20 protein-coding genes are annotated in these 21516 nt (G+C 68.2%); 10 read left to right on the top strand and 10 right to left on the bottom strand.

Translation table 11 applies throughout. The features are described from left to right. Positions 1-14: 14 nt before the first annotated feature. The 5 genes from QUV18_RS09735 to QUV18_RS09715 all read right to left on the bottom strand — a co-directional run bounded on the left by QUV18_RS09735 (position 15) and on the right by QUV18_RS09715 (position 4377). A complete protein-coding gene (locus QUV18_RS09735) occupies positions 15-710 on the bottom strand; it encodes an ABC transporter ATP-binding protein (protein ID WP_300893653.1) in 696 nt (231 codons plus the stop codon). After that, entirely contained in the window at positions 711-1418 is a 708-nt protein-coding gene (locus QUV18_RS09730; RefSeq protein WP_300893651.1) for an ABC transporter ATP-binding protein, read from the bottom strand. After that, complete coding sequence (locus tag QUV18_RS09725; protein ID WP_300893649.1) at positions 1415-2359, bottom strand: branched-chain amino acid ABC transporter permease; 945 nt, start codon at positions 2357-2359, stop codon at positions 1415-1417. Before QUV18_RS09725 ends, QUV18_RS09730 begins: the two co-directional genes overlap by 4 nt. Then, positions 2356-3282, bottom strand: coding sequence for a branched-chain amino acid ABC transporter permease (locus QUV18_RS09720; protein ID WP_300893647.1), 927 nt, complete (start codon positions 3280-3282; stop codon positions 2356-2358). Before QUV18_RS09720 ends, QUV18_RS09725 begins: the two co-directional genes overlap by 4 nt. A 135-nt stretch (positions 3283-3417) precedes the next feature. Then, positions 3418-4377, bottom strand: coding sequence for an L-malyl-CoA/beta-methylmalyl-CoA lyase (locus tag QUV18_RS09715; RefSeq protein ID WP_300893646.1), 960 nt, complete (start codon positions 4375-4377; stop codon positions 3418-3420). Positions 4378-4768: 391 nt separating this feature from the next. On the opposite strand from QUV18_RS09715, the gene QUV18_RS09710 reads away from it, so the two are divergent. From QUV18_RS09710 to QUV18_RS09695, 4 genes are all read left to right on the top strand, one after another. Next, positions 4769-5752 carry a hypothetical protein gene (locus QUV18_RS09710; protein ID WP_300893644.1) on the top strand — a complete coding sequence of 328 codons (984 nt, stop codon included), beginning with the start codon at positions 4769-4771 and terminating at the stop codon, positions 5750-5752. 196 nt (positions 5753-5948) lie between these two features. Further along, the gene (locus QUV18_RS09705) at positions 5949-6155 is read left to right on the top strand and encodes a cold-shock protein (protein ID WP_300893642.1); all 207 of its coding nucleotides are present in this window, start codon (positions 5949-5951) and stop codon (positions 6153-6155) included. 107 nt (positions 6156-6262) lie between these two features. Next, a complete protein-coding gene (locus QUV18_RS09700) occupies positions 6263-6517 on the top strand; it encodes a hypothetical protein (RefSeq protein ID WP_300893640.1) in 255 nt (84 codons plus the stop codon). 73 nt (positions 6518-6590) lie between these two features. Beyond that, positions 6591-7583, top strand: a complete 993-nt coding sequence (locus tag QUV18_RS09695; protein ID WP_300893638.1) for a fatty acid desaturase — start codon at positions 6591-6593, stop codon at positions 7581-7583. Here the strand turns inward: QUV18_RS09695 and QUV18_RS09690 are convergent. Next, positions 7580-8065 carry a hypothetical protein gene (locus QUV18_RS09690; RefSeq protein ID WP_300893636.1) on the bottom strand — a complete coding sequence of 162 codons (486 nt, stop codon included), beginning with the start codon at positions 8063-8065 and terminating at the stop codon, positions 7580-7582. The genes QUV18_RS09695 and QUV18_RS09690 overlap by 4 nt on opposite strands. Before the next feature lie 219 nt (positions 8066-8284). Between QUV18_RS09690 and QUV18_RS09685 the strand changes: the two genes are divergently transcribed. Continuing rightward, positions 8285-8773 carry a hypothetical protein gene (locus tag QUV18_RS09685; protein ID WP_300893633.1) on the top strand — a complete coding sequence of 163 codons (489 nt, stop codon included), beginning with the start codon at positions 8285-8287 and terminating at the stop codon, positions 8771-8773. Here QUV18_RS09685 and QUV18_RS09680 read toward each other — a convergent pair. Together QUV18_RS09680 and deoC are read right to left on the bottom strand one after the other, a co-directional pair. Further along, complete coding sequence (locus QUV18_RS09680; RefSeq protein WP_300893632.1) at positions 8761-11106, bottom strand: aldehyde dehydrogenase family protein; 2346 nt, start codon at positions 11104-11106, stop codon at positions 8761-8763. The two genes, QUV18_RS09685 and QUV18_RS09680, sit on opposite strands and share 13 nt — an antisense overlap. A gap of 51 nt (positions 11107-11157) precedes the next feature. Further along, positions 11158-12120, bottom strand: coding sequence for a deoxyribose-phosphate aldolase (gene deoC / locus QUV18_RS09675; protein ID WP_300893802.1), 963 nt, complete (start codon positions 12118-12120; stop codon positions 11158-11160). Between the two features lie 221 nt (positions 12121-12341). Between deoC and QUV18_RS09670 the strand changes: the two genes are divergently transcribed. The 4 genes from QUV18_RS09670 (at position 12342) to QUV18_RS09655 (ending at position 16529) form a co-directional block, all read left to right on the top strand. After that, positions 12342-13307 (top strand): zinc ABC transporter substrate-binding protein, encoded by a 966-nt coding sequence (locus QUV18_RS09670; protein WP_300893630.1) that lies wholly within the window; start codon positions 12342-12344, stop codon positions 13305-13307. A 4-nt stretch (positions 13308-13311) separates the two neighbouring features. Then, the gene (locus tag QUV18_RS09665; protein WP_300893628.1) at positions 13312-14109 is read left to right on the top strand and encodes a metal ABC transporter ATP-binding protein; all 798 of its coding nucleotides are present in this window, start codon (positions 13312-13314) and stop codon (positions 14107-14109) included. Positions 14110-14406: 297 nt separating this feature from the next. After that, complete coding sequence (locus QUV18_RS09660) at positions 14407-15606, top strand: metal ABC transporter permease (RefSeq protein WP_300893627.1); 1200 nt, start codon at positions 14407-14409, stop codon at positions 15604-15606. Next, a complete protein-coding gene (locus tag QUV18_RS09655; protein ID WP_300893625.1) occupies positions 15603-16529 on the top strand; it encodes a metal ABC transporter permease in 927 nt (308 codons plus the stop codon). The genes QUV18_RS09660 and QUV18_RS09655 overlap by 4 nt, the downstream gene beginning before the upstream one ends. Positions 16530-16614: 85 nt before the next feature. Here the strand turns inward: QUV18_RS09655 and QUV18_RS09650 are convergent, their stop codons facing one another. Then, positions 16615-17331 (bottom strand): 2-dehydro-3-deoxygalactonokinase, encoded by a 717-nt coding sequence (locus QUV18_RS09650; RefSeq protein ID WP_300893623.1) that lies wholly within the window; start codon positions 17329-17331, stop codon positions 16615-16617. Beyond that, the gene (locus QUV18_RS09645; protein WP_300893622.1) at positions 17328-17744 is read right to left on the bottom strand and encodes a TIGR01244 family sulfur transferase; all 417 of its coding nucleotides are present in this window, start codon (positions 17742-17744) and stop codon (positions 17328-17330) included. The genes QUV18_RS09650 and QUV18_RS09645 overlap by 4 nt, the downstream gene beginning before the upstream one ends. Positions 17745-17876: 132 nt before the next feature. Between QUV18_RS09645 and QUV18_RS09640 the strand changes: the two genes are divergently transcribed. Next, the gene (locus QUV18_RS09640) at positions 17877-21455 is read left to right on the top strand and encodes a hydantoinase B/oxoprolinase family protein (RefSeq protein ID WP_300893619.1); all 3579 of its coding nucleotides are present in this window, start codon (positions 17877-17879) and stop codon (positions 21453-21455) included. Positions 21456-21516 lie beyond the last annotated feature (61 nt).

Raw genomic sequence — 21516 nt, 5'->3', positions numbered from 1 at the left:
CGCGCGCCCCGCGGTCAGACGCCCACGTAGCGGTCGACGATGCTGTGATCCTGCCGCAGCGCCTCGGCCGGCATCACGTCGCCGTTGCGCCCGTTCTCGATGAAGGCCACCCGGTCGGCCACGGACAGCACCGCGTCGACCCGCTGTTCCACCAGCAGGATCGCCACGCCTGCCGCGCGCATCTTGACGATCACCTGCCGGATCGCCTCGATCATCGAGGGTTGGAGCCCCTCCGTCGGTTCGTCGAGCAACAGCGCCTTGGGCCGCAGGCACAGCGCGCGGGCGGTGGCCAGCATCTGCTGCTCGCCACCCGACAAGGTCTGCGCCTTCTGGTCCATCCGCTCGCGCAGGCGGGGGAAAAGGTCGAGCACCTCTTCCAGTACGTCCTTGCCGGAACCGCGCACGCGCAGGCCGATCTCGAGGTTCTGCGCGACGGTGAGGCCGGAGAAGAGGCGCCTGCCCTGCGGAATGTAGCCGATGCCGTGGCGCGGCACCTCGTGCGGGGGCAACCGGCTCACTTCGGTGCCGTCCAGCACCACGCGGCCCGACATCAGCGGCAGCAACCCCATGATCGCCTGCATCGTCGTCGTCTTGCCCGCCCCGTTGCGGCCGAGGAGACAGAGGATTTCACCGGCTTCGACCTTCAGCGACAGGTCCCGCAGCACCTGTGCCCGGCCATAGCCCGCGTTGACGGCATCAAGCTCCAGCATTCATCCCGTCCCCAGGTAGGCCGCCTGCACGGCGTCGTTTTCATGGATCTGCTGCGGCGTCCCCTCTGCCAGCACCTCGCCGAAATTGAGCACGGTGACACGGTCGGCGGTTTCCATCACCACGCTCATGTTGTGCTCGATCAGCAGGATCGTGGCCTCGGCGGACAGCTCGCGGATCAGCGCCTTAAAGGCGTCGATCTCGCTGTCGGCAAGGCCTTGCGTCGGCTCGTCGAGAATCAGAAGGCGCGGGCGCTGGACAAGGCCCATGGCGATTTCCAGAAGGCGCTGGTGGCCATAGCTGAGGTTGCCCGCCTCCTCGTCGCGGCGGTCGAGCAGGCCGACGCGATTGAGGGCATCGTCGACGGCCTCGTCGACCGCGTCGCCCTGAAGGCGGCGGCGGGCGGCCAGCGCCACGTTCTCTGCCGCGGGCAGGCGGGCGAAGACGGAGGTGATCTGGAACGTGTAGGCCATGCCGCGCAGGATGCGTTTATGTGCAGGCAGCGCGGTGATGTCGGCGCTGTCGAACTGCACCGTGCCGGAAGACGGCGGAATGCGCCCGCAGATCATGCCCACCAGCGTCGTCTTGCCGGCACCGTTCGGGCCGATCAGGGCGCGCACCTCGCCCTCCTCCAGATCGAAATCGACACCCGTTACGGCCTTCAGCCCGTCGAAATGCTTCGACAGGCCGCGTGTCGAAAGCAGCGTCATGGCAACCACCTCCAGACCCGGCGGCGCAGCTCGCCCGTCAGGCCCTGCGGCGCGAAGAGCGTCAGCAGCACCAGCGCCACGCCGACGATCAGCAGGTAGGCGGTGGTCACGCCGGAACTCAGGTCGATCAGGTAGAACATGAAGAGCGTGCCCACGAAGGGGCCGAGCACGGTGCCCGCGCCCCCCAGCAGCACCCAGAGCAGCGGGAAGATCGAGTACTGCACGCTGGCAAACGTCGCCCCGGCATAGCCGAAGAGCAGCCCGTAGAACGCCCCCGCCGCCGCCGAGATCGTGCCGGAGATCACCATCGCCCCCCACTTGTGCGCGAAGGTGTTGTAGCCGAGCATCCTGACCCGTTCCTCGTTCTCGCGGATCGCCACCAGCGTCTTGCCGAATGGCGCGCGGACAAGGCGGAGGCAGAGCAGCAGGCAGACGGCGAAGAGGCCCCAGGCGGCGAAATAGCGGTTCTCGGGGTTGCTGAGGTCGATGCCCCAGAGCATCCGGTCGAAAGCCTGGATGACAAAGCCCTCGTCGCCCCGGGTGTATTCGCCGAAATAGAGGATCGTCAGGTACCCGGCCTGCGCGAACATCAGCGTCACGATCAGGAAGGCGACGCCCGTTGTCCGCAGTGCCAGAAGCGCCAGCGCCGCCGCCACGACCGCGCCGGCAAGGATGCCCACGATCAACGCGGGCGCGGGGGTGAACCCCGCGTACTGGATGGTCAGGCCCATGCCGTACATGCCCGCCGCGAAGAACAGCGCGTGGCCGAGGCTCAGCAGGCCGGTATAGCCGAAGAGGATGTTGTACCCCACGGCATAGCTTGCCAGCACCATGATCCGGGCGAGGTTTCCGTGGTGATAGGCGGGCAGCACGAATTGCAGCGCGAAGAGCACCGCCAGCAGGCCGAGATGCAGGGTGAGGGTCTTCGCCGTGGCACTCATGCCGCGCGCGTCCCGAACAGGCCCTGCGGACGGAAGACCAGCACGAGGCCGACCAGCAGGGTGGCGAGGATCTTGGCAAGTGTCGGCGAGAAGAAGACCGAGATGATGCCGTCGCTGAGCCCGATGAAGATGGCGGCGACCACCGTGCCGGGCAGGCTGCCCAGCCCGCCGATGATGACGACGATGAAGCTCAGGAGCAGCGGGTCGGCCCCCATCAGGTAATGCGCCTGCTGGATCGGCACGATCAGCACGGCGGCCAGCGCCGCCAGCGCCGCACCGATGCCGAAGACCAGCGCATAGACCCGCTCGACCGGGATGCCGAAGGCCAGCGCCATGTCACGGTCGGCCTGCGTGGCGCGCATCAGGAGGCCGATGCGGGTGCGCGCCATCATCAGCCAGACGCCCACCAGAACCACGCCCGCCGCGCCGATCACGGCCAGCTTGTAGGTCGTGGTCGACAGGCCCCAGGGGAAGTAGAATTCGAACCCCTCCTCGCCCCATTCAAACCACGGTATTGCAAGCCGCTGGTTGAACGGCGCCTCGACCGGGCGCGCCTCGGGGCCGTAGGTCATCAGGGTGAGCTGCTGGATGATGTAAAGCAGGCCGATCGTGGCGACGATGGTGCGCTCCGGGTCATAGTCGATCCGCTTCAGGATCGTCATGTCCGCCGCCGCCGCGATGGCGCCGACGACAAGCGGTGCGATCACCAGTGCCGCGACGAAGCCCAGCGCCGGGTGCCCGCCCACCGTCTGGGCCACGAACCACGCGATCACCGCGCCCAGCATGAAGAACTCGCCATGCGCGATGTTGACGACGCGCATCACGCCGAACACGAGGCTGAGGCCCACGGCCGTCAGCGCAAGCACCGCCGCCGTGACCGCACCCTCGAGCGAGGCCAGAAGAATGTAGGGACCCAGTTCCATGTTGCGCCAAGGATTGCCCGGCTCATCCGCGAAGGGCAAGCGAAATAGGGGGCGATGCCCCGAACGTCGGAACCCGTGCGGATTTCAACGCCTCGCCATGGGGCCTCGGCCCAGGAAAGCGTCGGGCGGCGGGGCTTACATGGCCTCGATCATCTCGGCCTGGCGCACGATGCCCTCGGCCTGCTTGATCGAGGCGATGTCGACCAGGCGGCCCTTGTAGGTGGTGGCGCCTTCGCCGCGGGCCTTGGCGTCTTCCATCGCCTGGAGGATCTCGCGGGCCTCCTGAACCGCCTCGTCAGAGGGGGTGAAGATCTCGTTGGCGAGCGCGATCTGCTTGGGGTGGATGGCCCATTTGCCGACCATGCCGAGCGTGGCGACGCGGCGGGCCTGGGCGCGGAAGCCTTCGTCGTCGGAGAAGTCGCCGAACGGGCCGTCGACCGGCAGGATGCCGTGGGTGCGGCATGCGGCGACGATGGCGGCGGTGGCCCAGTGCCACGGGTCGGGCCAGTAGCTCTGGCCTTCATGAAGCATGTAATAGTCTTTCTGCGTGCCGCCGATGCCGGTGGTGGACATGCCCATCGAGGCCGCGAAATCGGCCGCGCCGATGCTCATCGCCACCAGCCGGGGCGAGGCGGCGGCGATCTCCTCGACATGGGAAATGCCGGCGGCGGATTCGATGATCACCTCGAACTTGATAGGTTTTTCGCGGGCTTGCGCCTTTTCCACGGCCGTCACAAGCGCGTCGACCGCGTAGATGTCGGCGGCGCAGCCGACCTTGGGGATCATGATCTGGTCGAGGCGGTCGCCGCCCTGTTCCAGCAGGTCGACCACGTCGCGATACCACCAGCCGGTGTCCAGCCCGTTGATGCGGACCGAGAGCGTCTTGTTGCCCCAGTCGACCTCGTTGATGGCCTTGATGGTGTTGGCGCGGGCCGCGTCCTTGTCGGTGGGGGCGACGGAATCCTCGAGGTCGATGTTGATCACGTCGGCGGCGGAAGCGGCCATCTTTTCAAAGAGTTTGACGTTGGAGCCGGGGCCGAACAGCTGGCAGCGGTTGGGGCGGGAGACCGGGGCGGGTTGCAGGCGGAAACTCATGTCGGGCACCTTATGAAGAACGGAAATTGCGTCAGGTTCGCCGCAACCGGTATAAAATTGCCGGGGCAATCGCAACCATTTTGCGGGTGCAGAAAAGGCGGTGTTCGCCCATCCTGCCGCGAATCGGGGTTAAGCCCAGGAAAACAAGGGAAATGGCGTATCGGTTTCACGTCGGTATTACGTCGGTATTACGTCGGTGTTTTTCACCGTGCGCCCCCGGGTTATTGTGCCGCGCGCCACGTTAACACCCCAGATGCAGGGAAGGCCGACCGGCCCCGCCGCCCACATGACGCTTGACCGGTGGCCGGGATGGCGCATCATGTCGGGCGTGCGATGGCCCGTTCCGGGCGGCACCATTTCAGACAACCTGTTCCTTTCGGAGATACCCGCAATGCGTTTCTTCATCCTGGCGGCCCTGCCCGCCCTTTCCCTCGCCTTTCCCGTTCAGTCACAGGAGGCGGCGGCGCCGCCGCTGTCGGTCAAGTCGTCGGAGATCACCCGGCTCGACACGCTGCGCAACTACAGCGCCGATGACAGCCTTGTCTGTTGTGCCGTCGAGGTGCTGGAAAGCGGGCCGGAGCACGATTTCGTCTACATGCACATCCTGCTCGACGTCGAATGGACCGAGGAGATCAAGCGGATCAGCTATTATGGCGGCAACGACATCAAGCTGAAGCTGCCCGGCCAGACCGACCCGGAGGAGTACCTGCAGCCATGGGGATCGATGGACTGGTACCCGGAGGTGCGCACCTCCACCGCCTCGATCAGCGAAAGCCGCGACCGGAAATGGCCCGATGTCGACAACGACACCTATCTCGAGGCGGTCTTCACCGTGCCGTCGGACGCGATGGAAGGGACGCTGATCATCGGCAAAAAGGACGAACCCACGGTCGAGTTTCCCCTCGACCTGTCGGGCGAGGTGACCGAGTTCCCGCAGGCCGGCAGCCTGTGGGACGTGGAGATCACCGGCCTGTCGCTGGCGGACGAGGTGGCGACCGACCGCGGCTCTCGCGGGCAGTCGGTGGCCGGGCGGGTCACGCCGGCCTTCGGCAAGCTGGTGAAGGTCGACATGACCCTGACGCCCAAGCGCGACCTGAAAGCCGATCGCCTGAACGGGAACAACGCCGCCTCGTTCACGTCGAAGCATGTCTGGCTGGTGGGGCCGGAGGGCCTGCCGCTGGCGCTGGTGGGCGAGGCGCGCGACAATGGCGGGCGCCTGACGCTGTCGAGCAGCAATTCCAGTACCACGAACTGGCAGGGGGAAGGGACGACGGGGCAACTCGAGCGGACCTATTACTTCCTCGGTTCGGGGGCGGCGGGCGACTACCAGCTCTACTTCAAGGACGTGAACGTGAGCAGCGCGACACTGGAATAGGCGTGGGCGGCGGCCCGTCATCTATCCGGTTTAATCGGGCACGTGGCATTGCGGACCGGCCGCGGGCACCCTATGTCTAAGGGGTGAAGCATCTTCCTTCGACCATCTGTTTCCCCAGGGCTTCAGCTGTTCTTATGACGACACTGAGCCAGGTCACCGCATCTTGCGGGTGACGCCACAGACAGGAGACGACACGATGGCCAATGGCACCGTGAAATGGTTCAACCAATCCAAAGGCTTCGGCTTTATCGCCCCCGAGGGCGGCAGCAAGGACGTTTTCGTTCATGCCTCCGCGCTGGAACGGGCCGGCATTCACCGGCTCGACGACGGGCAGGCCGTGACCTTCGATATCGAAAGCGGCCGCGACGGGCGGGAATCGGCGGGCAACCTCGCCCTGGCGTAAGCCGTGAACACGTGACGACCGGGACGGGGGCGGCCAGGCGGCTTCCCCCGTCTTTTCATTTGAGCCGGCGGCAGATGCCGGGCACAACAGGAGAAGGAGACGACGCGATGCCGAAACCGACCAAGCCCGGACAGGCCGCCGGAACCCCGACACGGGCGGAAACGCTTCTGGAAAAGACCACGCGCGCCGCGTGGGACATCATCGACGACGAAAACGCCAAGCGCGATCTCAAGACCGAGCGGCTGCGCGAGGCGCGGCTGGCGCGCGCCAATGATTCAGCCGACGAGACAGCGGTTGACGAGACGCCCCCGATGACCAAGACTGCGCGCAAGAAAGCCCGGGCCACGTCAGGCACGTCCTGACCGGCGGCGCAGTGCCGCCCCAGCCTTCACCGGGCCGAAAATTCACGGCATTCTCCCACGGAAAGGTATCGGATTGAGACCTTCAGACTGGACCCGCACGCTCGCGCAGTATCGCGAGCCCTTCCCCCTGCGCAGCCTTCTCGAACTGGCCGTCACGCTGCTGCCGTTCCTCGGGATCTGGGCGCTGGCATGGTGGGCGCACACGATCAGCCCGTGGCTGTCGCTGCCGCTGGCGGTGGTGAACGCCGCCTTCCTCGTGCGGCTGTTCATGATCCAGCACGATTGCGGCCACGGCGCGTTCTTCAAGGATCGCAAGCTGGGCGACTGGGTCGGGCGCGGCATCGGCGTGCTGACCCTGACCCCCTATGACGTGTGGCGGCGCACCCATGCCATCCACCACGCCTCCTCGGGCAATCTCGACCGGCGCGGGGTGGGCGACCTGCCGACGCTGACGGTGCGCGAATACCGCGAGAAAACCCGCCTCGGCCGGGCCGGCTATCGCCTCGTGCGGAACCCGGTCTTCCTGTTCGGGATCGTGCCGTTCTACACCTTCTTCCTGCAACACCGGGTGCCGGCCGGGCTGATGCGCTCGGGCTGGCGCTACTGGTTCAGCGCGATGGGCACCAACCTTGCCATCGCCGCGGTGGTGGCGCTCCTGGCGTGGCTGGGCGGGGCCGATGTGCTGCTGCTGATCTACCTGCCCACGACGCTTCTGGCGGCGATGGCGGGGATGTGGCTGTTCTACGTACAGCACCAGTTCGAGGAGACGCACTGGGACCGCGAGGAGGACTGGAACATCCAGGAGGCGGCGTTGCATGGCAGTTCCTATTATGACCTGCCGGGCGTGCTGCGCTGGGTCACGGCGAATATCGGCGTGCATCACGTGCACCACATGGCGAGCCGCATTCCCTTCTACCGGCTGGGCGAGGTCCTGCGCGATCACGATATCCTGTCGCGGATGAAGCGGCTGACGCTGATGGACAGCATCCGCTGCGCGCGGCTGCACCTGTGGGACGAGCAGAGCCGGCGGCTGGTGTCCTTCGCCGGGGCGCGGGCGGTGGCCTAGCCCCGGATCAGCAGGGCGCCGCGGGGCACGAAGACGTTGCACCGGCCCGGCGGCGGCTGGTGCCCGACGGGGCGGTTTGGATACCAGAGGCGGCAGAGACCCGGCGGCGGCATGGCGCCGGGCGGCACGTGGTGGCCGGCCCGGCCGTGCCGGGGCCGGGCCGCGCGGTTGTTCCCGGACAGCACCCGGACGAGCACGCCGGAGGAGGCGTCGATCAGCACGCGGGAGCCGTCATTCGCCGCCGCGTACCAGAGGCCGCGCTCGAGCCGGCGGCCGTAGTCGCGGTAATAGGCCTCGGGCCCGAGCAGGCGGTAGAGATCACGCGGGACGTAGTTGCCACGAACCAGGGCATCGCGCCTTCCGTCATTGAAGCCTTCGCGGTAGGCGCGGGTCTCGTTCAGGCTCTGGGCAGAGGCGTCGGATACCGCGAGGGCCAGGGTTGCAAACGCCGCGAGGGTGGCGGAGCGGGGAAATGTGGGCATGGTCGATCCTTCCGGCTTTCGCCGCGCAGCTGACACGCGATGGGGGGCGGATCGGAAGGTGTGCCGGGCTGGCGGCGCGATCTCGGCAGGCGGCTGCCGACACGGCGCCGGGCGGCGGGCGGCTTCTGGCCGATGGCGCGGGACATCGCCGCCATTGCCCCGCCGTGGCCGCCTGCCCTATCCTGTCGCGGAGTACCCCCCCGGGAAAGGATGGCCGCCATGCTGATGCAGTGGCTCGAAGGGCTCAGCTATGTCGTCACCGTGCTCGGCTTTCCGATCGCGATCTTCGTGATCGTCCGCGAGGAGCGGCTGCGGCGGATCAACGAGGAGCACGAGCTGCACCGCAACCTGACGCAGGAATATGACGGCTTCCTGCGGCTGGTGATGGACAATGCCGACCTTTTGCTGATGAGCCGCGGTGTGCCGAAGTCCACGCTGACCGAAGAGCAGCAGGAGCGCCGGCAGATCGTGTTCGAGATGCTCGTGTCGCTGTTCGAGAAGGCCTATATCATCCTGCATTCGGAGCATCTGACCGGCGATGCCAGGCGGCGCTGGCTGTCGTGGGAGGATGACATGATCGAATGGCTGCGCCGGCCCGATTTCCGCGCGGCGCTGCCCCGGCTTCTTGAGGGCGAGGATGACGAGTTCAGCGCCTATATCACCGGGCTGACGGAGAAGGCCGACCGGCGGGGCGCCTATTCGCCGTAGGGCACCCAGACGGTTTTGACCTCTGTCGCCTGGTCGAGGAAGGCGCGGCCTTCGGCCTCGGGCGCGAACCAGTCGCGGGCGTGGCCGTTATTGACCCATGTGCGTTTGAGGTTGCCGGCGCTGGCGCGTTCGATTTCCCCCGAGACGTCGGAGGAGGAGAAGGACCACGCGGCGTCGATATCGGCGTGGCCGGCGAGGTGGGGGGCGAGTTCGGTGTGCGAGCCGGTGAGGATGTTCGCCACGCCGCCCGGCACGTCGGAGGTTTCGAGGATCTGCACGAATTCCAGCGCCGGGAGCGGGAAGGGTTCGGAGGTCAGCAGCACCGCGCGGTTGCCCATCGCCATGACCGGGCCAAGGACGGAGACGAGGCCGAGGAGCGGCGCCTCGTCGGGGCAGATGGCGCCGATCACGCCCACCGGTTCGCGCATCGCCAGCGCCATGCCGCGGAGGGGGACGCCATGCGCCTGACCGTCGAACTTGTCGGCCCAGGCGGCATAGGTGAAGAGGCGGCTGGTGGCGGCCTCGACCTCGCGCTTGCCGGTGCGGGTGCCGGTCTGGGCGTCGATCTGTGCGGCGAAATCGGTGGCGCGGGCCGAGAGGTTCTCGGCCATGTAGTAGAGGATCTGCGCCCGGGCATGGCCGGGGGTCGAGGCCCACGCAGAGGCGCCGCGGGCCGCCTCGACCGCGTTGCGGATGTCCTTGCGGTTGGCGATGGGCACCTGGCCCAGCAGCTTGCCCGTACGGGAGTGTATGGTTCGGGAGTAACCGCCGTCGGGCCGGGCCTGCTTGCCGCCGATATAGAGCTTGGGGGTGCGGTCGATGCCGTCGTCGGGATCGCCGTTGCCGGGGAAGGGTTCGATGGGTTTGAGTTTCTTCGAAGTGCCCGACGGCTTGAGATAGGCCGACAGCCCCTCCCACCCGCCTTCGCGGCCGAAGCCGCTTTCGCGCACCCCGCCGAACGGGGCGGCGGCGTCGAACATGTTGGTGCCGTTGACCCAGACCACGCCCGCCGCCAGCTTCGGCGCCACGTCGAGCGCGAGGTTGAGGTTCTCGGACCAGACCGAGGCCGCCAGCCCGTAGCGGGTGTTGTTGGCAAGCTGCACCGCCTCGGCCGGCGTGCGGAAGGTGGTGCCGACGAGGACGGGGCCGAAGATCTCCTCCTGCATGAGCGGGTCGGCGGGGGACAGGCCGGTGATGAGCGTGGGCGGGTAGAAGGCGCCGGTTTGCGGGGTGTCGATATCGGCGCGGTAGGTCTGGCCGCTGGTGCAGGCGTCGACCATCTTCGCCACGCGGTCGCGCTGGACGGGGTCGACCATGGCGCCGATATCGATGCACTTGTCGAGCGGGTTGCCCATGCGCAGGTTGGCCATGCGATGGCGCAGCTTGTCGTGGAAGCGGTCGGCCACGCCTTCCTGCACCAGCAGGCGGGAGCCGGCGCAGCAGACCTGACCCTGGTTGAACCAGATGGCATCGACAAGGCCTTCGACGGCGGAATCCAGGTCGGCATCGTCGAAGACCACGTAGGGCGACTTGCCGCCCAGTTCGAGGGTGAGCGCCTTGCCCTGCCCTGCCGTGACCTCGCGGATGCGGCGGCCGACGGCGGTGGAGCCGGTGAACGCGACCTTGTCGATGCCGTCATGGGCGACGATCATTTCGCCGACCGAGCCATCGCCGGTGACGATGTTCACCACGCCCTTCGGCAGCCCGGCCTGCCGGCAGATATCTGCGAAGAGCAACGCCGTGAGCGAGGTCCATTCGGCGGGTTTCAGGACCACGGTATTGCCCGCCGCCAGCGCCGGGGCGATCTTCCACGACAGCATCAGCAGCGGGAAGTTCCACGGGATCACCTGACCGCAGACGCCGAGTGCCTGCTGACCCGGCCTCTCGCTTTCCAGAAGCTGGGCAAGGCCGGCGTGGAAGTAGATATGCCGCTGGGCCAGCGGCACGTCGATATCGCGCGCCTCGCGGATGGGTTTGCCATTGTCGAGGGTTTCGAGCACGGCGAAGAGGCGGGCGTGTTTCTGGAGGAGGCGCGCCAGCGCGTAGAGGTACCGCGCCCGGCCGGGCCCGCCGAGGCGTTCCCACTTGCCCTGCGCCTTGCGGGCCGCCGCCACGGCCGCGTCGACATCCGCCGCGGTGGCCTGTGTCAATGTTGCCAGCACCTCGCCGGTGGCCGGGTTCTTCGAGTCGAACCCCTCGCCCGGCTCGGTGAAGGTGCCGTCGATGAAATGGCCGAACCGGTCGCCCTGGTCGACCAGCCAGGCATAGGCGTCGGCGGCGCTTTCGGGGGCCGAACCATACGCCATCGTATCGTATATGTCGCGCACACTCATGGCTTCTTCTTGGTCCAAATACTCAAATGGCGCAACGCCGGCCCCGCGCGATCACGCAACGGCATGGCGCCACCCGGCGGAGTAATCGCCCGTTACGTGATGCTCCAGCTGCCGCTCGATATCCCCGAGCAGCGACGACGCCCCGAAGCGGAAGAGGTCGGGGCGGAGCCAGCGGTCGCCCAGCTCCTCCTTGATCATCGAGAGGTAGACGAGCGCGTCCTTCGCCTTGGAAATCCCGCCCGCCGGTTTGTAGCCGACGCGCCAGCCGGTCGCGGCGTGGTACTCGCGGATGGCGCGCAGCATGACCAGCGTCACCGGCAGGGTGGCGTTGACGCTTTCCTTGCCGGTCGAGGTCTTGATGAAATCCGCCCCCGCCATCATGCAGACCAGCGAGGCGCGGGCCACGTTGCGGAGCGAGCCCAGCTCGCCGGTGGCGAGGATGGCCTTCACATGCGCCTCGCCGCAGGCCTCGCGAAAGGCGCGCATTTCGTCGTAGAGCGCCTGCCAGTTGCCGGTCAGGACGTGGCGGCGGGAGATGACGATGTCGATCTCGCGGGCGCCGGCGGCGGTGCTGGCCTCGATTTCCGCGACGCGCAGGGGGAAGGGCGACAGGCCCGCAGGGAAGCCGGTGGAGACCGCGGCGACGGGGATGTTGGTGCCCTGCAGGGCGGCGACGGCGGGGGCGACCATCTCGTGGTAGACGCAGACGGCGCCGACGGTGAGGCCTTCCATGCCGAGGGCTTCGAGCAGGTCGTGGCGCACCGGCTGGCGGGCCTTGGCGCAGAGGCGGCGGACGCGTCCCTCGGTGTCGTCGCCCGAGAGCGTCGTGAGGTCGATGCAGGAGATTGCCCGGCAGAGCCACGCCGCCTGGTGGTCCTTCTTGACGCTGCGGCGGCCCGGCAGGGTTTTCGCGCGGCGTTCGATGGCGGAGGTGTTGGCCTGGACCGAGCGGAGCCAGCCGAGGTCGAGCGGGAGGCCCGCGTTGCGCGGCTCGACCGCCTGCGGCAGGTGCATCTGCGCGGGGTCGGTTTGCGTGGGTGCGGGGGCGTCTTGCGTGTCGCTCATGGGGGAAGCGTTGCACGGGGCCCCGGCCTTGGCAAGCGGGCCGCGGCGGCAGACTTGGGCGGTTTCGGCGGGGGAATGCCGGGCAAAATGAGAATAAGTCGCAACTGCATTGACTTTTTGCGAATGACTCGCATATTCATGAGCCAAGACAACCGAAAGGACCGCGATTCATGCTGACCCTGCGACGTCACTTCCTTGGATTGATCCTGGCCGGTACGGCGCTGGCCGCGGGCCCGCTGCAGGCGGCCGAGGAAAGGATCGGCGTGGTCGCCACGACCAGCATGATCGCCGATGCCGCGCGGCAGGTGGGCGGCGAACTGGTCGAGGTGCAGGGGCTGATGGGCCCCGGCGTCGACCCGCATTCCTATCGCCAGACGCGCACCGATATCGTTGCGCTCACGCGCGCCGACCTGGTGCTGTGGCACGGGCTTTACCTCGAGGCGCAGATGGAAGAACTGCTGCTGAAGCTGGCCGAGCGCGGCAATGTCGTCGCCGTGGGCGAGGCCGTGCCGGTGGACGAGCGGATCGGCCACGAGGATTACGAGAACAAGTTCGACCCCCACGTCTGGATGGTGCCGGAGCTGTGGGCGCACGTGGTGCGCGGTGTGGAAGCGGCGCTGGCCGAGACCGCGCCGGAACATGCGGAGGTGTTCGCCGCCAATGCCGAGGCGCACCTGGCCGAGATCGACCGGCTGGGCGCCTATGCCCGCGAGACGCTGGCCACGGTGCCCGAGCCCGCCCGCGTGCTGCTGACCGCGCATGACGCGTTCGGCTATTTCGGGCGGAGCTATGGTTACGAGGTTGTCGGCATCCAGGGGATTTCGACCGAGTCGGAGGCCGGGCTGGACCGGATCAGGACGCTGGTCGACATGCTGGTCGAGCGGGAGATCGGGGCGGTGTTCGTGGAAAGCTCCGTCTCCGACCGGAACATGCGCGCGCTGGTCGAAGGGGCCGCGGCGCAGGGCCACGAGGTGAAGATAGGCGGCGAGCTGTTTTCCGACGCGATGGGCAAGCCGGGTACTTACGAGGGCACTTATATCGGGATGATCGACCATAACGTGAGCACCATTGCCGGGGCGCTGGGGGGCGATGTGCCCGAGCGGGGCATGACCGGCAAGCTGGCGGCGGGGAGTTGAGGCGATGAACCTGACGCTTGCAGCGAAGGACGGGCGCAACCAGCCCCGCGACGAGGGGCGGGCCGAAAGCCCGCTGGCGGTGCGGGGGCTGACCGTTTCCTATGGCGAGAAGCCGGCGGTGTTCTCGGTCGATGCGACGTTCCGGGCGGGGGCCATGACGGCGATCGTGGGCCCGAACGGGGCGGGGAAATCGACGCTGTTGAAGGCCGCGCTGGGGATCGTGCGGCCGCTGTCGGGGAAGGTGACCTGTTATGGCAAACCGCTGGCGAAGCAGCGCGGTCGGATCGCCTATGTGCCGCAGCGGGCGAGCGTGGACTGGGATTTCCCGACGCGGGTGATCGACGTGGTGCTGATGGGGTTGTACCGGCAGCTTGGGCTGCTTGGCCGGGTCAGGGCCGGGCAGATGGAGACGGCGCTGGCCTGTCTTGACCGCGTCGGCATGAGGGAGTTTGCCGACCGGCAGATCGGGCAGTTGTCGGGCGGGCAGCAGCAGCGGGTCTTCCTGGCCCGGGCGCTGGCGCAGGGGGCGGAGCTGTACCTGCTGGACGAGCCGTTCGCCGGCGTGGATGCGGCGACGGAAAAGGCGATCATCGCCGTGCTGAAAGAGCTGAAGGCGCAGGGCAAGACGGTGGTGGCGGTGCATCACGACCTGTCGACGGTGCCGGAGTATTTCGACCGGGTGTTCCTGATCAACACCACCCGGGTGGCCGAGGGCACGGTCGAGGAGGCGTTCACCGAGGCACATCTGCACGAGGCCTATGGCGGGCGTCTGGCGACAGCGCAGATGTCGGTGGCGGGGTAGGATTTCGCAATGGCTTGGACGTGGCACGATCCGCGCCCCGGTTTCGGAGCCGGGGCCTTGTGGCTGGCCCAGAGGCCCCGGGCCAGGCCCGGGGCGGGGGATGTCTGGACTGCCGGGCGATCGCCAGGCCGCGGGGTGGCGACGCAACGGTGGTGTTGGGCAGTTTATCCCCGCCAAATCAGTGTGACGTCAAAGGGCAGTTCTGCCTTCACCAAATCGCCAGCCCGTCGGGGCGGCCTGGCGGTCGCGCGGCGGCGCGCCAAGGCGCGCCTTGATTCCGCGCGCGGGGTTTGAGCCATGCTGCTTGAGGCCCTTACCCTGCAACTTGGTTACAACGCTACGCTGGTGACCATCGGCGCCACCCTGTTGGGTATCGCGGCCGGGGCGACGGGCACGTTCCTTTATGTCGGCAAGCGGGCGCTGGTCAGCGATGCAATCAGCCATGCGACGCTGCCGGGTGTCGGGCTGGCGTTCATCGCGATGGTGCTGCTGGGGGGCGACGGGCGGTTCCTGCCGGGGTTGTTGCTGGGCTCGGCCGTCTCCGCCGCGATTGGCCTCCTCTGCGTGAGCTGGCTGTCCACCCGCACGCGACTGGCGGAGGATGCGGCAATCGGGGCGGTGCTGTCGGTGTTCTTCGGGCTGGGGATCGTGTTGTTGACGGTGATCCAGACGATGAGTTCCGGGCGGCAGGCGGGGCTCGAGACGTTCCTGCTGGGCTCGACCGCGGGGATGCTGTGGAACGACGCGGTGATCATCGCGGCAGGCGGCGCGCTGGTGCTGGCGCTGGTGGTACTGTTGCGGCGGCCGATGACGCTGGTGGCGTTCGATGCCGAGTTCGCGGCCTCGACCGGAGTGGACGTGCGGCGGACCGATCTTGCGATGATGGGGCTGGCGCTGGCAATCACGGTGGTCGGGCTGAAGATCGTCGGGCTGATCCTGATCGTGGCGCTCTTGATCATCCCCGCCGTCGCGGCGCGGTTCTGGAGCGACCGGATGGGCCGCGTGGTGGGCATCGCAGGCGCCATCGGCGGGGCGTCGGGCTGGATCGGCGCGGCGCTGTCGGCGACGGCGCCGGACCTGCCCACGGGGCCGATCATCGTCATCGTCGCCGCGAGTTTCTTCGCCGTCTCGCTGCTGTGCGCGCCGGGGCGCGGGGTGCTGGCGGCAGTGCTGCGGCATCGCAGGTTCCGGGCAAGGGTGCATGTGCGGCAGGGGCTGCTGGCACTGGCGCAGGAGCAGCCGATCTACGAGGGGCTGACGCTGCGGCTGATGCGGCGGGCGGGGCTGATCCGGGCCGACGGCGTGGCCACGGAGGCGGGGCGCGCGAAGGCCGCCCGCGCGCTGCTGGACGAACGGCGGTGGCAATTGCTGCGCGCCGACCCGCGGCACGAGGCGGCCGCCGCACGGTATGACGGGCTGACGCCGCTGGAGACGCTTTTGACGGCGGACCAGATTGCCGAGCTGGACCGGGCGCTGAAACCGGAGGTGGCGACGTGATGGGGCTGGAATTCGTTTCGCTGTCGCTGCCGCCGCTGCTGATCGGGATCTTCGCGGCGATTGCCTGTGCCCTGCCGGGAAATTTCCTGCTGCTGCGGCGGCAGGCGCTGATTGGCGACGCGATCAGCCACGTGGTGCTGCCGGGGATCGTGCTGGCCTTCCTGGTGACGGGGGCGGTGTCGGCCTGGCCGATGCTGTTGGGCGCGGGGGCGGCGGCGCTGGTGACGGTGCTGCTGATCGAGATCATCCGCCGGGTGGGCCGGATCGAGCCGGGCGCGGCGATGGGGGTGGTGTTCACCGCGATGTTCGCGGGCGGCGTGCTGCTGCTGGAGCAGTCGGATACGTCGAGCGTGCATCTCGACGTTCAGCACGCGCTTTACGGCAACCTCGAAAGCCTGATCTGGCTGGACGGGCTGGGCTGGGCGTCCTTGCTGGATTGGGAGGCGCTGAAGGGGATACCGCCGGAACTGCCGCGGATGTTCTTCACGCTGGTTTTCGTCTGCGGGTTCATCTTCCTGCTGTGGCGGCCGCTGAAGCTGTCGACCTTCGACGAGGGGTTCGCGCGGACGCTGGGCCTGCCCACCGGGCTGATCGGGCTGTCGCTGGTGGTGGTGGCGGCCACAGCGGCGGTGGCGGCGTTCGACGCGGTGGGGTCGATCATCGTGATTGCCATGTTCATCTGCCCGCCGGCCGCGGCGCGGATGATGACCAACCGGCTGGAGCGGCAGATCGGATGGTCGGTGGGGTTCGCGACGCTGTCGGCGGTGTTGGGCTACGTGCTGGCGGGGTACGGGCCTTTGTGGCTGGGCGGGCAGAACGCGGTGAGCGCGGCGGGGATGATCGCGACGGTGTCGGGGGTGATCCTTGGCGTGGCGGCTTTGGCGGGGCCGTGCCGGCATCGGGCGGGGGCGCCTGCGGGGTAGTTCAGAACCGGGGGCCAGCCCCCGGACCCCCGGGATATTTTTGGCCAGAAGAAGCGTGGGGCGGGTTTGACCGTCTGGCCTTGGCTCAGAGACCCAGGGCCTTGCCGACGGCGGCGAGGCCGGGGGCGAGGAGGTCGTCGGGGGTGTGGGTGGCGCAGGGGACGCTTTGGGCCTTGAGCGCGGTGGCGACGGGGGCCGGGGGCGGGGCGATGACCGCGACCTGCTGGCCCAGCCAATAGGCGCGGGCGGCGGCAAGCTCGGCGCCGATGAGGTGGCCGGTGAGGGCCTGCAGGTTGCCGGAAACCTCGGCCGCGCGGAGATGGGCGGCGAGGCGTTCGGGGCGGCTGAGGCTGTCGGCGATGGCGTCGGCATCGGGGGTTTCGGCCCCGCCCAGCGCGTCGACCAGCCGGGGGGTGAGGAAGCTTTGCGAGCTGACCGCCTCGCCCGCGCTGATATGCACCCAATGGCTGACCGGGCCTTCGGTGACGTTGATCACCCCGTCCCAGTCGGGCTGGGACGCGAGGAAGCCCGCGAGCCAGAGCCGGACCCAGCCGCCGATCACGTCGGCCGGGGTTTTCTGGCTGAAGCCGGGCAGGCCGGGGCCGGAGGCGGGCAGGATCGGGGCGGGCAGGCCGGCGGGGGTGCCGTCGCCGATGCGGAGGATGCGGTCGGCGGGTTCGGAAAGTGCCTCGAGCGCCGCGCTCTCGCTGCCGGCGGCGACCTGCTCGAGCAGCCGCCCCCCTTTCATGGCGCAGGCGCGCACCCCTTCGGGGGCGAGGCCCAGCGCGACCCAGCCGGTCATTGCGCGTTGAGCTGGCGCAGGAGCCCCGACACGTCATAGCCCGCCGCCGCCGCGCGGCGTTCGATCTCGGCATCGTCCATGGTGCCGTGCTGGGCCAGCGCCCAGAGCATGGTGCAGCGCGTGCCCGAGCGGCAATAGGCCAGCATCGGCTTGGGCATGGTGTCGAGCGCGGCGCGGAACTCGTCGAGCGCCTCGGGGGTGATCATGCCCGAGACGATCGGGACGGTGCGGACCTCGAGCCCCTCGGCCTCGGCCGCCTCGGCGATCAGGGCGTAGCCGGTCTGGCCCGGCTCTTCCCCGTCGGGGCGGTTGCACATGATCGAGCGGAAGCCGGCGCCCGCGATCTCGCGCATGTGCTCGACGTCGATCTGCGGTGAGACGGTGTATTCATCGGTGATCTGGCGCAGGTCCATTGGGCGGACTCCCGTTAGCTTTCGTTGGCGGTATTAGCGCTGAAAACCGCACGGATTTCAATGCCATCCGGCGTTGACATTTGCCGGCACGGGGCCAAACCTTGCCTGACGCTGGGTGAGGAGGCGCGAGCGATGGGCGAGGCCCGGTGGGAATTCTGGATCGACCGGGGCGGCACCTTCACCGACGTGGTGGCGCTGGCGCCCGATGGCGGCGTGCATACCCACAAGCTGTTGTCGGAGAACCCCGAGCGCTATCGCGATGCCGCCGTGCAGGGCATTCGCGAGGTGATGGGCGAGGCGGGGAATTTCGCCGACGGGTCGATCCGGGCGGTGAAGATGGGCACGACGGTGGCGACGAACGCGCTGTTGGAGCGGAAGGGCGAGCGGGTGCTGCTGCTGATCACGGAGGGGTTTCGCGACCTGCTGCGGATCGGATACCAGACGCGGCCGCGGCTGTTCGACCTGCATATCAGGCGGCCCGACCTGCTGTACGAGGAGGTGGCGGAGCTGGACGAGCGGCTGGATGCCGATGGTGCGGTGGTGCGCCCGCTGGACGAGCACAAGGCGCGGATCACGCTGCAAGGGGCGTATGACAAGGGCATCCGGGCGGTGGCGATTGCCGGGCTGCACGCCTATCTCAACCCGGAGCACGAGCGGCGGGTGGCGGATATCGCGGCCGAAATCGGGTTCACCCAGATCACCGCCAGCTACCAGGTCAACCGGCTGGCCAAGCTGGTGGGGCGCGGGGATACGGCGGTGGTGGATGCGTACCTGTCGCCCTTGTTGCGGCGCTACGTGGAGCAGGTGGCCGATGCGCTGGACGTGGGGCGGGCCTGCGAGGCGCTGTTGTTCATGCAGTCGAATGGCGGGCTGACCGATGCGCGGCTGTTCCAGGGGAAGGACGCGATACTGTCGGGGCCGGCGGGCGGGATCGTCGGCATGGTCAAGACCGGCGAGGCGGCGGGGCATGACCGGCTGATCGGGTTCGACATGGGCGGGACATCGACGGATGTCAGCCACTATGCCGGCGATTACGAGCGGAGCTTCGAGACGGAAGTGGCGGGCGTGCGGATGCGGGCGCCGATGATGGATATCCATACCGTGGCCGCCGGAGGCGGATCGATCTGCAAGTTCGAGGACGGGCGGTTCCAGGTCGGGCCGGAGAGCGCCGGGGCGGACCCGGGGCCGGCGTGCTATCGGCGGGGCGGGCCGCTGGCGGTGACGGATTGCAACGTGATGCTGGGCAAGCTGAACGCGGCGCATTTCCCGGCGGTGTTCGGGCCGGAGGGGGACGCGCCGCTTGATGCCGACGTAGTGAGACAGCGGTTTGCCGAGCTGGCCGAGGCGGTGGCGGCAGAGACCGGGGAGGCGGCGCGCAGCCCCGAGGAGATGGCCGAGGGCTTCCTGCGGATCGCCGTCGATAACATGGCCAATGCCATCAAGAAGATCTCGGTGCAGCGCGGGCATGACGTGACGCGCTATACGTTGCAGTGCTTTGGCGGCGCGGGCGGGCAGCATGCCTGTCTGGTGGCCGATGCGCTGGGGATGACCCGCGTGCTGATCCATCCGCATGCCGGGGTGTTGTCGGCCTATGGCATGGGGCTGGCCGAGGTCCGGGCGATGCGCGAGGTGCAGATGGACGCGCCCTTGGCGGAGGTCGAGGCGGCACGGGAGGTGCTCGACCGGATCTCGGGGCAGGCGAGGACCGAGGTCGAGAGCCAGGGGATCACCGATATCGACGTCGAGACACGGGCGCATCTGCGCTATGACGGCTCGCACCAGGCGCTGGAGGTGCCGTTCGGTGACGCCGACGCGATGCGCGAAGGGTTCGAAGAGGCGCACCGCCAGCGGTTCGGTTTCGCCTCGCCCGAGCGGGAGATCGTGTTCGAGATGCTGAGCGTCGAGGCGATCGGGCGCACGGGGCAGAGCCCCGGCGCGGCCCTGCCGGAGGGAGATGGCAGGCCGGTGGCGCAGGTGCCGGTGCATATCGAGGGCGAACGGCGGGAGGTGCCGTTATACGAACGGGAGAGGCTGTCGCCGGACAGCCGGATCACCGGGCCGGCGATCATCACCGAGGCCACAGGCACCAACGTGGTCGAGCCGGGCTGGGCCGCGTCCGTGGACCGGATGGGCAACCTGCTGCTGGAACGGGTCGAGGCCAAGGCGCGGGATCATGCGGCGGGAACGGGCGCCGACCCGGTGCTGCTGGAGGTGTTCAACAACCTGTTCATGTCTGTGGCCGACCAGATGGGCGCGACGCTGGAGAACACGTCGGCCTCGGTCAATATCAAGGAGCGGCTGGATTTCTCCTGTGCCATCTTCGACGCGCGCGGCGACCTGGTGGCGAACGCGCCGCATGTGCCGGTGCATCTCGGGTCGATGTCGGAGTCGATCAGGACGGTGATGCGGCTGAACCCGGACGTGGCGCCGGGCGATGCCTATGTGCTGAACTCGCCCTACAATGGCGGCACGCATCTGCCGGATGTCACGGTGGTGACGCCGGTTTTCGTGGGCGACAAGCCGGTTTTCTGGCTTGGCTCGCGCGGGCATCATGCGGATATCGGGGGGCGCACGCCCGGCAGCGCGCCGCCCGACAGCCGGCACATCGACGAGGAAGGCGTGCTGATCGACAACGTGAAGCTGGTCGACAAGGGCAGGTTGCTGGAGCAGGAGGCGGAGGCGTTGCTGGCCTCGGGGCGCTACCCTTGCCGCAACATCCCGCAGAACATGGCCGACCTGAAGGCGCAGATTGCCGCGAACGAGACCGGGCGGCAGGCGCTTCTGAAGGTGGTCGACAATTTCGGGCTGGACGTGGTGCGGGCCTATATGGGCCACGTGCAGGACAATGCCGAGGAAAGCGTGCGGCGGGTGATAGACCGGCTGACCGACGGGCGGTTCACCTACCCGATGGATCATGGCGCGGTGATCGAGGTGAAGGTGACGGTGGATGCGGAGACCCGCGAGGCCACGATCGACTTCACCGGCACCAGCCCGCAACACGAGGGGAATTACAACGCCCCCAGGTCGATCTGCCGGGCGGTGGTGCTGTACGTGTTCCGGACGATGGTGGGGGCGGAGATCCCGCTGAACGAGGGCTGCCTGAAGCCCTTGAACATCGTGATCCCCGAAGGCTCGATGCTGAACCCGGTTTACCCGGCGGCGGTGATTTCCGGCAATACGGAGGTGAGCCAGGCCACCTGTAACGCGCTTTACGGCGCGCTGCACGTGATCGCGGGAAGCCAGGCGACGATGAACAATTTCGTCTGGGGCAATGACCGGTTCCAGAATTACGAAACCATCGCCGGGGGCACCGGCGCGGGGCCGGGGTTCGACGGGTGCGACGCGGTGCAGACGCATATGACCAACACGCGGATGACCGACCCGGAGATCCTCGAGAAACGGTTTCCGGTCAGGTTGGAGGAGTTCTCGATCCGGCCCGGATCGGGGGGTGCGGGCCGGTGGCGTGGCGGGAACGGGGTGATCCGGCTGTTGCGGTTCCTCGAACCGGCGACGGTGACCACGCTGTCGAATCACCGGATCATTCCGCCCTTCGGCGTGGATGGGGGCGAGCCCGGGAAGGTGGGGCGCAACTGGGCGGTTCTGCCCGATGGGGAGCGGCGCGAGATGGCTGGAAATGACGAGATAGAGCTGCCCGCGGGCAGCGTTTTCGGCATGGAAACCCCCGGCGGGGGCGGTTGGGGCGCGCCATAACCCGCCGATCCGGCTTTGACAGAAAGGTGAAATCGCGCGACACTGTGCTACCTCCAGTGGA

The sequence above is a fragment of the Roseovarius sp. genome, assembly GCF_030373445.1.
Taxonomy (GTDB): domain Bacteria; phylum Pseudomonadota; class Alphaproteobacteria; order Rhodobacterales; family Rhodobacteraceae; genus Roseovarius.
Note: the sequence above shows the minus strand (reverse complement) of the source record. Positions and strands in the feature narration are given on the sequence as shown.

What these genes read in the sequence shown, in the direction of transcription:
- QUV18_RS09735 (WP_300893653.1), bottom strand. Translation starts at nt 710, where the DNA reads ATGCTGGAGCTTGATGCCGTCAACGCGGGCTATGGCCGGGCACAGGTG.
- QUV18_RS09730 (WP_300893651.1), bottom strand. Translation starts at nt 1,418, where the DNA reads ATGACGCTGCTTTCGACACGCGGCCTGTCGAAGCATTTCGACGGGCTG.
- QUV18_RS09725 (WP_300893649.1), bottom strand. Translation starts at nt 2,359, where the DNA reads ATGAGTGCCACGGCGAAGACCCTCACCCTGCATCTCGGCCTGCTGGCG.
- QUV18_RS09720 (WP_300893647.1), bottom strand. Translation starts at nt 3,282, where the DNA reads ATGGAACTGGGTCCCTACATTCTTCTGGCCTCGCTCGAGGGTGCGGTC.
- QUV18_RS09715 (WP_300893646.1), bottom strand. Translation starts at nt 4,377, where the DNA reads ATGAGTTTCCGCCTGCAACCCGCCCCGGTCTCCCGCCCCAACCGCTGC.
- QUV18_RS09710 (WP_300893644.1), top strand. Translation starts at nt 4,769, where the DNA reads ATGCGTTTCTTCATCCTGGCGGCCCTGCCCGCCCTTTCCCTCGCCTTT.
- QUV18_RS09705 (WP_300893642.1), top strand. Translation starts at nt 5,949, where the DNA reads ATGGCCAATGGCACCGTGAAATGGTTCAACCAATCCAAAGGCTTCGGC.
- QUV18_RS09700 (WP_300893640.1), top strand. Translation starts at nt 6,263, where the DNA reads ATGCCGAAACCGACCAAGCCCGGACAGGCCGCCGGAACCCCGACACGG.
- QUV18_RS09690 (WP_300893636.1), bottom strand. Translation starts at nt 8,065, where the DNA reads ATGCCCACATTTCCCCGCTCCGCCACCCTCGCGGCGTTTGCAACCCTG.
- QUV18_RS09685 (WP_300893633.1), top strand. Translation starts at nt 8,285, where the DNA reads ATGCTGATGCAGTGGCTCGAAGGGCTCAGCTATGTCGTCACCGTGCTC.
- QUV18_RS09680 (WP_300893632.1), bottom strand. Translation starts at nt 11,106, where the DNA reads ATGAGTGTGCGCGACATATACGATACGATGGCGTATGGTTCGGCCCCC.
- deoC (WP_300893802.1), bottom strand. Translation starts at nt 12,120, where the DNA reads ATGCACCTGCCGCAGGCGGTCGAGCCGCGCAACGCGGGCCTCCCGCTC.
- QUV18_RS09670 (WP_300893630.1), top strand. Translation starts at nt 12,342, where the DNA reads ATGCTGACCCTGCGACGTCACTTCCTTGGATTGATCCTGGCCGGTACG.
- QUV18_RS09665 (WP_300893628.1), top strand. Translation starts at nt 13,312, where the DNA reads ATGAACCTGACGCTTGCAGCGAAGGACGGGCGCAACCAGCCCCGCGAC.
- QUV18_RS09660 (WP_300893627.1), top strand. Translation starts at nt 14,407, where the DNA reads ATGCTGCTTGAGGCCCTTACCCTGCAACTTGGTTACAACGCTACGCTG.
- QUV18_RS09650 (WP_300893623.1), bottom strand. Translation starts at nt 17,331, where the DNA reads ATGACCGGCTGGGTCGCGCTGGGCCTCGCCCCCGAAGGGGTGCGCGCC.
- QUV18_RS09645 (WP_300893622.1), bottom strand. Translation starts at nt 17,744, where the DNA reads ATGGACCTGCGCCAGATCACCGATGAATACACCGTCTCACCGCAGATC.
- QUV18_RS09640 (WP_300893619.1), top strand. Translation starts at nt 17,877, where the DNA reads ATGGGCGAGGCCCGGTGGGAATTCTGGATCGACCGGGGCGGCACCTTC.